This window comes from Bacillus sp. SH7-1 (assembly GCF_008042405.1).
In the GTDB taxonomy this organism is placed as follows: domain Bacteria; phylum Bacillota; class Bacilli; order Bacillales; family Bacillaceae_G; genus Bacillus_A; species Bacillus_A thuringiensis_N.
Window position 1 is genome coordinate 25880 of record NZ_QNUD01000004.1, and the last position, 12791, is coordinate 38670.

The following is a 12791-nucleotide window of genomic DNA, read 5'->3' on the forward strand; positions in this document are numbered from 1 at the left end:
CTATAGCCCCTCCCGTCTACGTAATGCAATAATTGCAATTAATAAAAAGAGTGCTGATATTCCAAGGTTTAAAGAAATGACTGGTAGTGCTGCCCCTACATCATTCGCATAAATAATTTTCATAACAGCTGTGTTTGCCCAAGTTAATGGTGATAAATTCGTAACGAAATTTTCTTCTATTACAAAATATGCACCGCCAAAAATAGAAGCTAATTGCACTACCACCATAATAATTGCTCTAGACGCTTCAGGTGTTTTTGTAATATATCCAATCCCTAAACCGAAACTAATTGCTAGAAAGACTTCTGTTAATAAAATAAGAAATATGATTCCAAGGTGATCGCCCCAATTCGCTTGAAAGACAAATTTACTAAATAACATGACGAGTAATATGCACAGGGCGTTTGCTACAAGACTACCAAGCACTTTCCCAATGAAAATTTCAGCCTTACTTATAGGTGCAGCAATAAGGCGATCTCCTGTTTTACGTATTCGTTCGCCTCGAATTAGAAAACTTGCTCCCATCGCAGCGTACAGTGCAATCATCGTCGTCATTACAACCGCGTAGTAATCCATAGAACCCGGTTTATTCGCAGCTTGTAAAGATGTTTCTTTTATATAATCATTATGATTTCCATTTGAAATAACTGCGCTCACCTTACTAGGATCAACTTTTGCAACTTCGGCTGCTACATTGTACTTATCAACAAATGTTGTTAGCATGCCTTCCACAATACTTCCCTCAATACTACTTTTGTCACTTCCGTAAAATTTCGCACCATCTTTCTTTATTTCTACATAAGCAGCATATTTATTTTGCTTCACCGCTTCCTTCCCATCTATACCTTCAGAAGCTTTTTTAAAATGAATACCCGATTTATCAACTTCTTTCGCAAATGCTTCAAATGCTTGAGAAAACGTGCTACTTGCTTCATCCTTATATAGCACTTGTATATCTTTAATCGAATGACTATCACTATTAAATGCGTTTGTTAATGCTGTTCCTAATACAAGCATAAGCACAATCGGAAATGCTAACATAAAAACTAAAGTTCTTACGTCTCTAAAATCTCTTTTAATATGCATAATTGCAATATTGAAGATGTTCAATTGATGAACCTCCCTTTACCTTTTCTTCATTTACCGTTTATTTATCTCGTAAGTTTCTACCAGTCAACGTAAGGAATACTGTTTCTAAGTTTGGAGCCTGCTCCTCTAACGAACGGATTTCAATGTCATGATTGATGAAGTGCTGAATAATTTTATTTAAATTATTTAATCCTGCATCCGAGTTTACTTTAATTACGTTCTCTTCAATTTGAACAGCTTTCACTCCATTTATCTCTTTTAACTGTTCTATATCTAAATTTTCTAATGACTTCACTTCAATCCAAATATCTTTCGTATCGGTAATAATTGCTTTTAACTGCTCTTTCGTTCCTTCTGCAATCACTTTACCGTGATCTACTATCGCTATTTTCGTACAAATCTCTTCTACCTCTTCCATGTAGTGACTCGTATAAATAATCGTGCTTCCCATTTCATTTAATTTACGTACTGACTGCAAAATGTAGTTTCTTGACTGTGGATCAATTCCAACTGTCGGCTCATCCATAATAATTAACTTCGGTCTATGAGCAATCGCACAAGCGATATTCAGTCTTCGTTTCATCCCGCCTGAAAAGTTTTTCGGATAACTTTTATATTTATCGCTAAGCCCCACAAATTGCAGTGCTTCCTCCACTCTCGCTTTTAGCTCAGCTCCTCTTAACCCATACAATCCAGCAAAAAATTTCACATTTTCATAGGCTGTTAACTCTTCATAAATCGCAATATCTTGCGGAACGATACCGATATTCATTTTCGCAAATCGGTTATGTTTCTTTATATTTTTTCCTAGTATGCTAATTCCGCCTTCATTACTTCTTAACAAACCAGCAATCATATTGATTGTCGTACTCTTACCAGCACCATTCGATCCTAAAAAGCCAAATATTTCTCCTTCTTTAATAGATAAAGACATATTATCAACTGCGATGAAATCACCAAACTTTTTCGTTAAATTTTTAATTTCTAATGTATTCATCATTTCACCCCTATTTCGGTTTCTCTGCTTTTAGTATAAACAAAAAGAATGAACCTGCTCAGTGCAGAAGTTCATTCTTTTCACATGAGATTATTCACTTTTTTCATATGAGATGATTCATCCTCATATCGGCAGCAACATTGTTACTGAAAAACCACTTGTTCCATCTACAATAATTTTTCCGTTTACTGACGCTGTTCGCTCCTCCATCCCCATAATCCCGAGACCTTTCTTAACGAGAACCGCACCTTTTCCGTTATCCTTCACTTGTACTTTCACCATCTTGTTAAGTACATGAATATCAATTGAAATAACTGTCGCATCAGCATACTTCATCGCGTTCGTTAATGCCTCCATAACATTTTCACCAATAATTTTCCACTGTATAGGAGAAATCATATCTAAGTTCCCTTTATAAACGAAAGGAATATTCACATCATGCTTACCAGCAAATTCCTCTATGAATAATTTCATACGATGAATACCAATTTGCTCAGTTGGTGGTTTCATATTTTTTAGTGTAACCCGAATGCTTTCAATTCCATCTTTTGAAATATGAATTGCATTTTGTAATAACTCCGCAGATTTTTCTTTATCTATCCCCATTAGTCTCTTCGCTGCTTCCATTTGAATGAGTGCACCTGTCATCGAGTGGCCAATTTTATCATGAATTTCTTGAGAAAGTCGATTTCTCTCTTCTAACTTAAATGTGTATTCTGATTGCCTTATGTACTCTTTATTTTCATGTAAGCTTTTCGTCAATCGCTGCATATCTTTTCGCATCTTATCATTTTGTGATTCAAGCTTTAATACGCGCGATATATACCGTTCTGCCATAATTAATACGAGGAAAGAAAATGCAACAATTAATCCGTATGTCATTCGAATGCTTTCATTTGTAAAAATAATAGGAATCATCATAAGGATAAATAGCTGCCATTTCTTCTCTATATAACGGAATATAATTTCATATAAGTTCAATGGCAAAAACAAAATAAAAAACGGATGAATCTTCCATGTAAATAACATAACTAGACCAATTGATACGCAAGTTAATATGTTTTTGTACGTATCTTTTTTAAATATAGAGATCAGCACGTTTACAGAAAGATATAAAAGCAAAGTAAGTATAATCCATGGTAAGTTCTCTACATTTAAATAAATGTAACTAAACACAATATATATAAAGACAATTAATTTACTTACAATTAACCAAAATTCCATATCTTTAATCTACTTTCCCTGTTAAGTAATAAATCGCAATTTGTGTGCGATGTTCAAGTCCAGTTTTCCCTAAAACTGATGTAATATAATTTGCAATCGTTCCTTCTGATATGAAAAGTTGCTTCGAGATTTCTTTATTCGAAAATCCTTTTGCAATTAATGCGATAATACTCAGCTCTCTTTCAGTAAAAAGACTTTTATCTATTTTACATTCTTCCTCTTTACTTTCCATTAAATTAGACTTAATTTTATCTAGAACTACATCTTGCATAACTGTTTGACCGTTATACACTCCTTTTATCGCATCACGAATACGCTCTGGATCATTATTTTTTAATAAATAACCTTTCGCTCCGTTTTTTACTGCATCCAAAATATATTCATCATCATCAAACGTCGTTAAAATAAGCGGCTTCGTTTTCGTCTCTTCACAAATGAACTTCGTCGCCTCTACCCCGTTCATGTTCGGCATACGAACATCTAAAAGAGCGATATCAACGTCGTTCTTTTTGCAATATTCCACTGCTTCTTTCCCGTCATTTACTGTATCTACTACTTCAAACTCTTCATATGTATTTAAAATAATTTTCATACCTTCTCTAATAAAAGAATTATCATCTGCTATTAATATTTTAATTTTCATGTTTGTTAGTATGGACCTTACCGTACTAACATTCACATCCTTTCTCCCTGTAACATTTCCTACTTGCTCATTATATACTTCTCTTTACCATTTTTTCACACTTTTTTTCATATAGCCTCCTTCCTAAAAATATATTATTCTTTTTTTACAACATGTGTAGGGTGACTTACCATTTCTTACGTCTATATAATAGAATGCGTCAAAAAGGAGGGAGAGACCCATTGAGGAAAAACAATTAATTGAAAAAGCACAGCAAGGAAGCGAACATGCCTTTCGTATCCTTGTACAAACATATCGTCATTATATTTTTCAAGTTATCTTTTCTATTGTAAGACATGAAGAAGATGCGAAAGATATTACACAAGAAGTATTCGTAAAAATTCACGCCTCTCTCCCTAATTATCAATTTCGCGGATTGAAAACGTGGATGGCTCGTATTGCCACTAATCACGCTATTGATTATAAGAGAAAGAAAGCTAGAGAAAACGAAGAACTCTCCTTATGTAAAGAAACTGAGGAAAATATAATATCCTCTCATAATATTGAGGCTTTATTATTGACGAAAGAGCAAAAATTACTCATTGCCCAAAAACTGAGAGAACTTCCCGAAAATTACCGTGACGTCGTTCTCGCACATTACTTAGAAGAAAAAAGCTATCAAGAAATTGCTTTGCAGGAAAAAATCGAAGTAAAAACAGTCGAAATGAAACTGTATCGGGCAAGAAAATGGATTAAAAAACATTGGAAGGAGGAAGAGTTTCTATGATGCATTATTCAAAAGAAGATTGGCGCAATTATACATTAGATTTTATAGAAAGCAATGAACGTGAATCTATGGAAGAACATCTTTATGAATGTGATCATTGTTTAGCACTTTATATGGAAAGTATTGATGAACAACAGGAAAACCTTCCAATGATAAATGATGATTCATTTACGAACGAAGTTATGACGCAAATAAATTTTGAAACGCTACAAACTAATGAAAATATAAAAACAAACTCACTAAAACGCACCATTATTCACTACATAATTGCGACTGCAGCTACAATTATTTTTATGGTAAGTGGTTTATTCCAATATATTTTCACAGCGACATCAAATTTCGAGAAATCTTCAAAACATAACGAGTCTTCTATCTCACAACAAATTGTAAACAAATCGATAGATACATCAAAAAAGGACGGAGGTTCAAAGCATGAATAAAAATCCCTTTTTAGCACTTGTATTAGGGCTAATTCCCGGGCTTGGACATTTATATTTAAAGAAGTTTGGACGGTTTATTTTATACAGCGGAGGAGCTTTATTACTATTTTCCATTGCAGTTTTTTGCGTAGTAGAATTAATAGCGCGCGAACTGGCTTTTCTTTCTCTATTTTTACTAGCCGTGTTATGGGTGGTCAACTTACTGGATTTAGTTATCACGATTATTAACCAATCGAAAAAACAAGCAACCGGAGAATTGACAGAGTCCTCTAAAGAGAGCGAACGATTCTATATCATTCTTCTTTCCATCATTCCTGGACTTGGTCATTTTCAATTAGGACTTATGCAACGTGGCCTTACATTTTTAGTAGCTTGTACAGGAATCGGAAGTATGATCATTTTCGTTGCCCTTTTAACATCTCAAGAAAGTTTCCTTATCTTTCTCGTGACGTTACCTGTTTTATGGATTTATAATTTCTTCGATGTTGTTCAGCAGCTCCAGAAAAAAGAACGTGGTGAGCAGTTAAATGATCGTACTATTTTCGAAGAGTTTGAAGAGCACCGTGAACAAGGAAAGAAAAATAAAACATTCGCTTCTATTTTAGCAATGTTTCCTGGAGCAGGACATATGTATTTAGGTTTACAACGTCGTGGTCTTCAGCTTATGGCAGCCTTTTTACTTTCAATATATTTACTCGACTTATTAAGACTTTCAGCGTTTTTATTTTTAGTACCAATCATTTGGTTTTATAGCTTTTTTGACGCTTTACAGCAAACTGCAAAGTATGGAAAAGAACGTGTAAATGACGAACCTATCATTGATTATTTTATCAATCATCAAAGATGGATCGGTATTGGGTTAATTACACTCGGTGGTTATTATTTATTAGATCAAACAGTCCTTCCTATTTTGAATGATTACTTTGCAACTATATTTAACATTCATCTTAGCGAGCTATATTATCGCTATTTCCAAACATCTATCGTTGCACTCCTCTTAATTGGTGGCGGCTTTAAATTGTTACTTGGAAATAAAGAAAACAAAGGTGGTACGAAAGAATGAGAACATGGCGCGTTGGAACATTTTCAATGGGGCTTTCTATTATTGCATTAGGTTGCTTCTTACTATTTTCAGTTATAAAAGGTACTGAGGTATTAGATTCCTTAACAGCATGGTGGCCTGTTTTACTTATTATACTTGGCGTGGAAATTTTACTATACCTTCTATTTTCTAAGAAGGAACAATCATTTATTAAATATGATATTTTTAGTATTTTCTTTATCGGCGTTTTAGGAAGCGTCGGAATTACTTTTTACTGTTTATTATCAACTGGATTACTAGAAGAAGTTCGTCACTCTATTAACACAACGAGGCAAACGAGTAATATTCCAGACGGACAATTTGATATACCTGAATCTATCAAAAAAATCGTAGTAGATGCAGGACATCAGCCTCTAACGATAGAGGGAAATCATACAAATCAAATTCATCTTTTGGGAACTTATGAAATGACGACGAAAGCAAATGAAAAACTCAAATTAAAACAAGATGATTTCCTTTCAGTTCAAACGGCTGGAGAAACGATGTATATCACTTTAAAATCATTACCTGTTCAGCATACGTTATTTAATTCAGCACCACAGGTGAAACCAACGCTTGTTCTTCCGCAAAATAAAAATGTAGAAATCCGTGCTTCAAATAACGAACTATCTCTTTATCCAGGTCAATTACAAAATAATTGGTTTGTACAAGAAAGCTCAAGAGTGTCTGTCCATCTTGCAAAAGAGAGTGATGTATCTTTAACAGCAGTAACGAATCAAAAAGAAACACAGGGAAGCACACCTTGGGAACAAGTAGAAGATTTAACGAAAAAAGAAAATACTTCTTCAGAAGAGCATCCAGAATTAAACAACCAAGAACATTGGTATAAAAATTCAATTAAAACTGGAAATGGTACGTACAAGTTAAATATTGAGAAAGCTTATAATTTAAATATGAGCGTTATTGAAAAATAAGAAAAACCTTCCGCAATTGCGGAAGGTTTTTCTCATATAATTGCTTTAATTCCTTCTAACACTAATCCAATCATAAATCCGCAAACAGCCCCGTTTACTCGGATCCACTGTAAATCTTTACCGACATTATTTTCAATCATTTCAATTAACGTTTTATCATCTAACTTATCAAGGTTTTCTTGTACAAGCTTACCAATTTTCGAATGGTTCTTCTCAACAAGATTCACAACTTGTTTTTGTAACCAATCTTCTATTTTTTGAACTGTCTGTTCATCTTCTTTTATTTTATTCATTTGTTTTTGTAAAAATGGAATAACATATTTATCAGCAAATTCTTCATTATTTACAAAAGCAACTGCTCTTTGTTGTACTTGCTTCAGCATCTCTTTAATTTTGTCAGTAGCATCCCAATTGGCAATCCATTTTTCTTTCCAATTTTCTAATTCTTGTAGTAACGCTTCATTTTCTTTTACATTTATAATTTCTTGGCGAATTTTCGATAATATAAGTTGTCTTGTGCTATTATCCGCATCTTGTAAGCTGTTAATATTGCTAATAATAAACTTCTGCAAAATGCCGCCTATTTTATCTTCATCTACAATATTCATAAACGATTTCAACGTAAACTGTAAAAATCCATCTACTTTTATGTTTTCCATCGCCTTCATACCTAAGCTTCCGAGCTGGTATCGCGCTTCATCTTGCGCTGTCCAATCTTTCACTTTTACTAATATGTAATCAAGTGTCTTTTCATCATATTCTTGCACAACTAATTGATCAACAAGCACTTGTAATATGTTACTTGTATTAATTGTATGCAAATACGTTTTTAATTCTTTTTCAATAACAACCGCTAACTTTTCTGTATCTATTGTAACAATTGCTTTCTCTGCAATCGTTACAACCCCCTTTTTCACAGCATCAGACTGCATTTCTCTCTCTGCAATTTGCAGCACCATTTGTGCTAGCTGCATTTCTTTTACTTTATTCGTAATACTTTCTTTCGTTAGCCACTCATTTTCTAACGTATTGATGAGCCCTTTCGTTACTCTCTTTCGATTTTTAGGTAACAAAGCTGTATGCGGAATTGGAATTCCCATCGGGTGACGGAATAATGCTGTAACTGCGAACCAATCCGCAAGTCCACCAACTAACCCAGCTTCAAATCCCCCTTGTATAATTTCACCAGCTACCGTCCCTTGAAAAGGAATAGAAGCCGCAAAACCTACTCCCATAACCCCAAGCGAAATACCCGCTATATATTTAGTCTGTAATGACATCGTATACACATCCTCTTATTATGTAAAATAAAGCTTTTTGTTGTATTTATTTAATATTAGTTATCCTTTATATATACTATAAAGAACTATTGTGAAAATAACAAAGATTTTTATGCACATGAAAAAATGAGGCTACAACTAGCCTCATTCTTCTTATTGTTGCTTATTCCGAACCTTTCTTATAATACCCATTCATCACATCTTCTGGAACCATACTACCACCCGTTCCCCACACAATATGAGTGCCTTTCTGCACCTTCTCTATTAACTGTTGCTTTTGTAAATACTCATCTTCTTTACACACTTTCACCGGCCCTATCATACCCGCTAATGCAGAAGGCTCTAAATAAATATTCTCAGTATCAGCTAGTTCTTTTAACAATCTATACAATTCTTCATCACTTACTGTGTAAAGTCATTACTTCTCGATCCATACCTTGTAATTCCTTAATAAAGCGCTCAAACCCTGCTCTCCCCTCTTTATTCACCTTATAAACACCAGCATCTTCTAAGACACGCTCAAATTTCTTTGCAACTTCAGTTTGAAGAAATCTTTGGATGTTTTCCCCTGTATATCCACCTTGTTTTTTTAATTCATCTGCCCATTTTTGATGGATTTCTGGAACGTATTCCTCCTTATCTAACAAGTACAGCTCAATTTCATGAAGTTCCTTAATCAAACGTGGCGGGAGAATCGCAAGTCCCATGACTTCAATAAGTCCGATATTTTCTTTCTTAATATGCTGTACATCTTGATGTGGATGAAAAATTCCATCAGGATATTCTTCACTCACATTATTATCACGAAGTACAAGATCAATTTCATATTTCTCTTCACGGCGCCTTACAATTGGTGTAATCGTATGATGTTTTGTTCCATCTTTTGATTGTGCACAAATTTGTAAGGATTCATCCGAATAATTCTTCCAACTTTCATGGATATAGGTACTGGCATTAATGAGTTCTTCTTTATTTAGGGAAAAGAGACGAATCACACTCATTGGCCAGTTGACAATACCACAAGAAGTATTTGGATAAGCAGGTAATTCAAATGTTTTAAGAACGTTCGCCTTTGCCATTGGAAAGATATGGCGTCCGGCTTGATAATGATCATGGCTTAAGATAGAACCTCCTACAATAGGTAAATCCGCATTTGAACCAATGAAGTAATGTGGCATTGTTTCTACAAAACTGAACAAACGAGAAAATGTCTCACGAGAAATTTTCATTGGACGATGCTTTTTAGATAATACGATGGAGTGTTCGTTAAAGTATGCATATGGTGAATATTGAAACCCCCACTCTTCTCCATCTAGCTCAATATCAATGATTCGGTGATTACTTCTACCTGGATGGTTCAAACGACCGAAATACCCTTCATTTTCAATACAAAGTAAACATTTTGGATAATTACTCGTCGATATATTTCTAGCTGCCATGATCTCTTTAGGGTCTTTCTCTGGCTTGGATAAATTAATGGTAATCTCCAGTTCGCCATATTTTGATTCTGCTACATATTGAATATTTTTTTCAATCGCACGTGTCTTTATGTAATCATTTCGTTTACTAAGTTCAAAGAAATAATCCGTTGCTTGTTTAGGACTTTTACGATATGCCTTCTGAAAATTCGCATTAACTTTAGATGGAAGTGGTGTAATCACATCCATTAAAAGCGCTTCAAACATTTCACGATTAACTTGATTTTGAGAGATACTTAGATTTTCCATCGCAATACCTAAAAGCGTATTTAACAGCACATGTGGGTTCGTTTCGACTACGCTAGTAATCTCCCCCATGTCCGATTCTCCAATCAAACGTAATAGTTGATTGTGGGTATAAATTCGATCAACTTCCTCAATAGCTCCATTATTAATTGCAAGTGTAGTAAAATCATAAATTGCTTGGCTTGTTTTCATCTTTTTCACCCCATTCATCATACAATTACAGTAGTTCCACTACCAATGTGTGCTACATAAAAGTCAGGTGCATATCCTATAACTTTAAGATATTCATCATAAACCTTGTTTTTAAAAGCTTGGATTTCACTTTCTTTTACTAATGCGATGGCGCATCCACCAAATCCAGCCCCAGTCATACGTGCCCCAAGAACCCCCTCTTGTTTTTGAGCAGCGGCTACCAATGTATCTAATTCCAGTCCAGTAACTTCATAATCATCCCTTAAAGATGCATGAGAAGCGTTCAATAGCTTTCCGAATTCTTTTAAATCATTTGCAATAAGAGCTTCTTTTGCTTTCTTTGTGCGCTCATTTTCATAAATTGCATGCTTAGCGCGTTTAATTAAGATTTCATCCCCTATAAGAATTTGATTTGCATCAAATTCTGCTTTGCTTAGTTCTCCAAGTGCCTTAATTTCTAACTTTGTTTGGAGACATGCGAGTGCTTCTTCACATTCAGCACGGCGTTCATTATATTTTGAATCTGCTAGTTCACGGCGCTTATTAGTATTCATAATTACAATAGCATAGTCATTCAAAACCACTGGTACCATTTCATACTCTAACGTATTGGTATCTAGGAGAATTGCTTTGTCTTCTTGACCAAATCCAATGGCAAACTGATCCATGATGCCAGAGTTCACGCCAATAAATTCATTCTCAACTGTTTTACCCATTTTCACTAATTCAAGTCGCGTCACATCTAATTTGAACAGGTCTTCTAATACTACGCCTACAAGTAATTCAAGTGAAGCACTACTTGAAAGACCCGCTCCATTTGGAATCGTCCCTTCAACTAATAATTCAAAACCAGAGTCTATTTTATGACCAGCTTCTTTCAACGTTAAAAGAACCCCTTTTACATAATTTGCCCAATTGTCATTTTTATCGTAATTTAGTTCTTTCACGGTAAACTCAATCACTCCAAGTTTCTCAAAGTTCGTGGAATAAACTAATACTCTGTCATCCTCACGACGCCTAGCCACTCCATAAGTCCCATATGTAATAGAAGCTGGGAATACATATCCACCATTGTAGTCTGTATGTTCCCCGATTAAGTTGATACGTCCTGGAGAAAAATATTGAGTTGTTTCTTGATTTCCAAATATCTCAGCAAATTTTAAAGCCAGCTCACGTTTCTTTTCCATAAATATAAACCTCCCTGTTGCGTTCGTTTTAAATATAGAAATCATCACGTTATTCATTCGACTACTTCTAACAGTTCAACATTATTTCTAGACACTACATCGTATTTTAAGTAAGTTGCGATAGCGGTATCTAATCCTTCTATACATGTTTCATATTTTAAGAGACTTTCAAAAATATGCTCTCAAATAATATGAAATTCTGTTACCGTTTGATAAGTTGAATCCGCCCTAAGTACCATATCTCCAAAACCTGAATACTGTTCAGCCCCTGGACAAACCTGTGTTTCAAAAGTAATTCCTCCATGGTTTGCAAGTTGCTTGCCATGCATAAGCGGTGTATTTTCACCGAAATTTGCTGTAAAGATGACGACGCTAGGTTCTTTTGTGGCTACTTCAATAGAAACCACTTCATCCGGGCTAGTGAGTTTTACTGAACTATGTGATAGTTCGGGTCGATTCAAGAAGAATGGATGATCAATTCCATCCACTAATTCCTTTTGAACAAAATTACTACTGAAGGTTTCTTTGAGTTTCACTGGCTTTCTAAAATCAAATGCAGTCCCTTCTACAGGTAACTTCACACCAATTGGAACACTTTCCAAATCTAATGGTGCAAATCGATCACTATCCACCCACAATGTGTGTTCATTTACGGGTTGTGCTACATCACCAGTTAAGTTGAAGTATACGTGGTTTGTTGGATTGAATAAGGTATCTCTGTCACTTGTCGCTCTAGTTTCCAATTTCCAAACATTCTTGTTAGTCAATGTATAACGTATCTCAATATCAAGGTTCCCAGGAAAGCCATTTTCACCATGTGGGCTCAACATATGAAATATCACTGAGGTCTCATCATTATTCTCGACAACACAATATTGCCACTTTTTACTTTCAAATCCTGGGGTACCGCCATGTAAAGTGTTTCCGGTTTTCACATCAGCTTGTACTTTATAGATTTCTCCATTGATTTGAAAAGTTCCATTTCGAATCCGTCCAGCTACACGTCCGATTGAGGCACCAATATATAAATCCTTTTCAAGGTATTCCTTTGCTGTATCAAAACCAAGTATAAGCTCACGTAAACCATTCGTGGTCGGTACCTTTAAACTCGTAATACGAGCTCCTAGGTCTGAAACTGTTAATTGCAGGCCGTTCAGATTGGTAATAGTGATACTCGTATAACCGGCACCGAAATCTTTTGTTGTAATGTTCATTTTAGATATCCCCTACTCC

Annotated in this window: 12 protein-coding genes and 1 pseudogene; 4 read left to right on the top strand and 9 right to left on the bottom strand. The window is 34.9% G+C overall.

Translation table 11 applies throughout. The annotated features are described in order from the left end of the window. The 4 genes from DN390_RS02720 to DN390_RS02735 form a co-directional block, all read right to left on the bottom strand. Window positions 1–1110, bottom strand: coding sequence for an ABC transporter permease (locus DN390_RS02720; RefSeq protein WP_147806524.1), 1110 nt, complete (start codon window positions 1108–1110; stop codon window positions 1–3). Between the two features lie 37 nt (window positions 1111–1147). Continuing rightward, window positions 1148–2086 carry an ABC transporter ATP-binding protein gene (locus tag DN390_RS02725; RefSeq protein ID WP_147806525.1) on the bottom strand — a complete coding sequence of 313 codons (939 nt, stop codon included), beginning with the start codon at window positions 2084–2086 and terminating at the stop codon, window positions 1148–1150. Window positions 2087–2209: 123 nt separating this feature from the next. After that, entirely contained in the window at window positions 2210–3310 is a 1101-nt protein-coding gene (locus DN390_RS02730; protein ID WP_147806526.1) for a sensor histidine kinase, read from the bottom strand. A gap of 4 nt (window positions 3311–3314) precedes the next feature. Next, complete coding sequence (locus tag DN390_RS02735; RefSeq protein ID WP_000694106.1) at window positions 3315–3953, bottom strand: response regulator transcription factor; 639 nt, start codon at window positions 3951–3953, stop codon at window positions 3315–3317. A gap of 277 nt (window positions 3954–4230) precedes the next feature. Between DN390_RS02735 and DN390_RS02745 the strand changes: the two genes are divergently transcribed. From DN390_RS02745 to exsE, 4 genes are read left to right on the top strand one after another with little or no spacing between them, the layout of a single operon-like run. Beyond that, window positions 4231–4719 (top strand): RNA polymerase sigma factor, encoded by a 489-nt coding sequence (locus tag DN390_RS02745; RefSeq protein ID WP_147806527.1) that lies wholly within the window; start codon window positions 4231–4233, stop codon window positions 4717–4719. Continuing rightward, window positions 4716–5159 carry a hypothetical protein gene (locus DN390_RS02750; RefSeq protein WP_147806528.1) on the top strand — a complete coding sequence of 148 codons (444 nt, stop codon included), beginning with the start codon at window positions 4716–4718 and terminating at the stop codon, window positions 5157–5159. The genes DN390_RS02745 and DN390_RS02750 overlap by 4 nt, the downstream gene beginning before the upstream one ends. After that, on the top strand, window positions 5152–6222 hold the full coding sequence (locus tag DN390_RS02755) for a hypothetical protein (RefSeq protein WP_147806529.1): 1071 nt from the start codon (window positions 5152–5154) through the stop codon (window positions 6220–6222). Before DN390_RS02750 ends, DN390_RS02755 begins: the two co-directional genes overlap by 8 nt. After that, the gene (exsE, locus tag DN390_RS02760; protein WP_147806530.1) at window positions 6219–7175 is read left to right on the top strand and encodes an exosporium protein ExsE; all 957 of its coding nucleotides are present in this window, start codon (window positions 6219–6221) and stop codon (window positions 7173–7175) included. Before DN390_RS02755 ends, exsE begins: the two co-directional genes overlap by 4 nt. A 32-nt stretch (window positions 7176–7207) precedes the next feature. Here exsE and DN390_RS02765 read toward each other — a convergent pair whose 3' ends face one another. The 5 genes and pseudogenes from DN390_RS02765 to DN390_RS02785 form a co-directional block, all read right to left on the bottom strand. Further along, window positions 7208–8455: a DUF445 domain-containing protein gene (locus DN390_RS02765; RefSeq protein ID WP_147806531.1), complete on the bottom strand. Its 1248-nt coding sequence runs from the start codon at window positions 8453–8455 to the stop codon at window positions 7208–7210. Between the two features lie 163 nt (window positions 8456–8618). Next, window positions 8619–8867 (bottom strand): annotated as a pseudogene (locus DN390_RS02770) (D-serine ammonia-lyase); the annotation flags it as partial. After that, window positions 8854–10392 carry a UDP-glucose--hexose-1-phosphate uridylyltransferase gene (gene galT, locus DN390_RS02775; RefSeq protein ID WP_147806532.1) on the bottom strand — a complete coding sequence of 513 codons (1539 nt, stop codon included), beginning with the start codon at window positions 10390–10392 and terminating at the stop codon, window positions 8854–8856. The gene galT and the pseudogene DN390_RS02770, both read right to left, overlap by 14 nt. Continuing rightward, complete coding sequence (locus tag DN390_RS02780) at window positions 10389–11558, bottom strand: galactokinase (protein ID WP_147806533.1); 1170 nt, start codon at window positions 11556–11558, stop codon at window positions 10389–10391. The genes galT and DN390_RS02780 overlap by 4 nt, the downstream gene beginning before the upstream one ends. 182 nt (window positions 11559–11740) lie before the next feature. Further along, window positions 11741–12772, bottom strand: coding sequence for a galactose-1-epimerase (locus DN390_RS02785; protein WP_147806534.1), 1032 nt, complete (start codon window positions 12770–12772; stop codon window positions 11741–11743). Window positions 12773–12791 lie beyond the last annotated feature (19 nt).

What these genes read in the sequence shown, in the direction of transcription:
- DN390_RS02725 (WP_147806525.1), bottom strand. Translation starts at nt 2,086, where the DNA reads ATGAATACATTAGAAATTAAAAATTTAACGAAAAAGTTTGGTGATTTC.
- DN390_RS02730 (WP_147806526.1), bottom strand. Translation starts at nt 3,310, where the DNA reads ATGGAATTTTGGTTAATTGTAAGTAAATTAATTGTCTTTATATATATT.
- DN390_RS02735 (WP_000694106.1), bottom strand. Translation starts at nt 3,953, where the DNA reads ATGAAAATTAAAATATTAATAGCAGATGATAATTCTTTTATTAGAGAA.
- DN390_RS02750 (WP_147806528.1), top strand. Translation starts at nt 4,716, where the DNA reads ATGATGCATTATTCAAAAGAAGATTGGCGCAATTATACATTAGATTTT.
- DN390_RS02755 (WP_147806529.1), top strand. Translation starts at nt 5,152, where the DNA reads ATGAATAAAAATCCCTTTTTAGCACTTGTATTAGGGCTAATTCCCGGG.
- exsE (WP_147806530.1), top strand. Translation starts at nt 6,219, where the DNA reads ATGAGAACATGGCGCGTTGGAACATTTTCAATGGGGCTTTCTATTATT.
- DN390_RS02765 (WP_147806531.1), bottom strand. Translation starts at nt 8,455, where the DNA reads ATGTCATTACAGACTAAATATATAGCGGGTATTTCGCTTGGGGTTATG.
- galT (WP_147806532.1), bottom strand. Translation starts at nt 10,392, where the DNA reads ATGATGAATGGGGTGAAAAAGATGAAAACAAGCCAAGCAATTTATGAT.
- DN390_RS02780 (WP_147806533.1), bottom strand. Translation starts at nt 11,558, where the DNA reads ATGGAAAAGAAACGTGAGCTGGCTTTAAAATTTGCTGAGATATTTGGA.
- DN390_RS02785 (WP_147806534.1), bottom strand. Translation starts at nt 12,772, where the DNA reads ATGAACATTACAACAAAAGATTTCGGTGCCGGTTATACGAGTATCACT.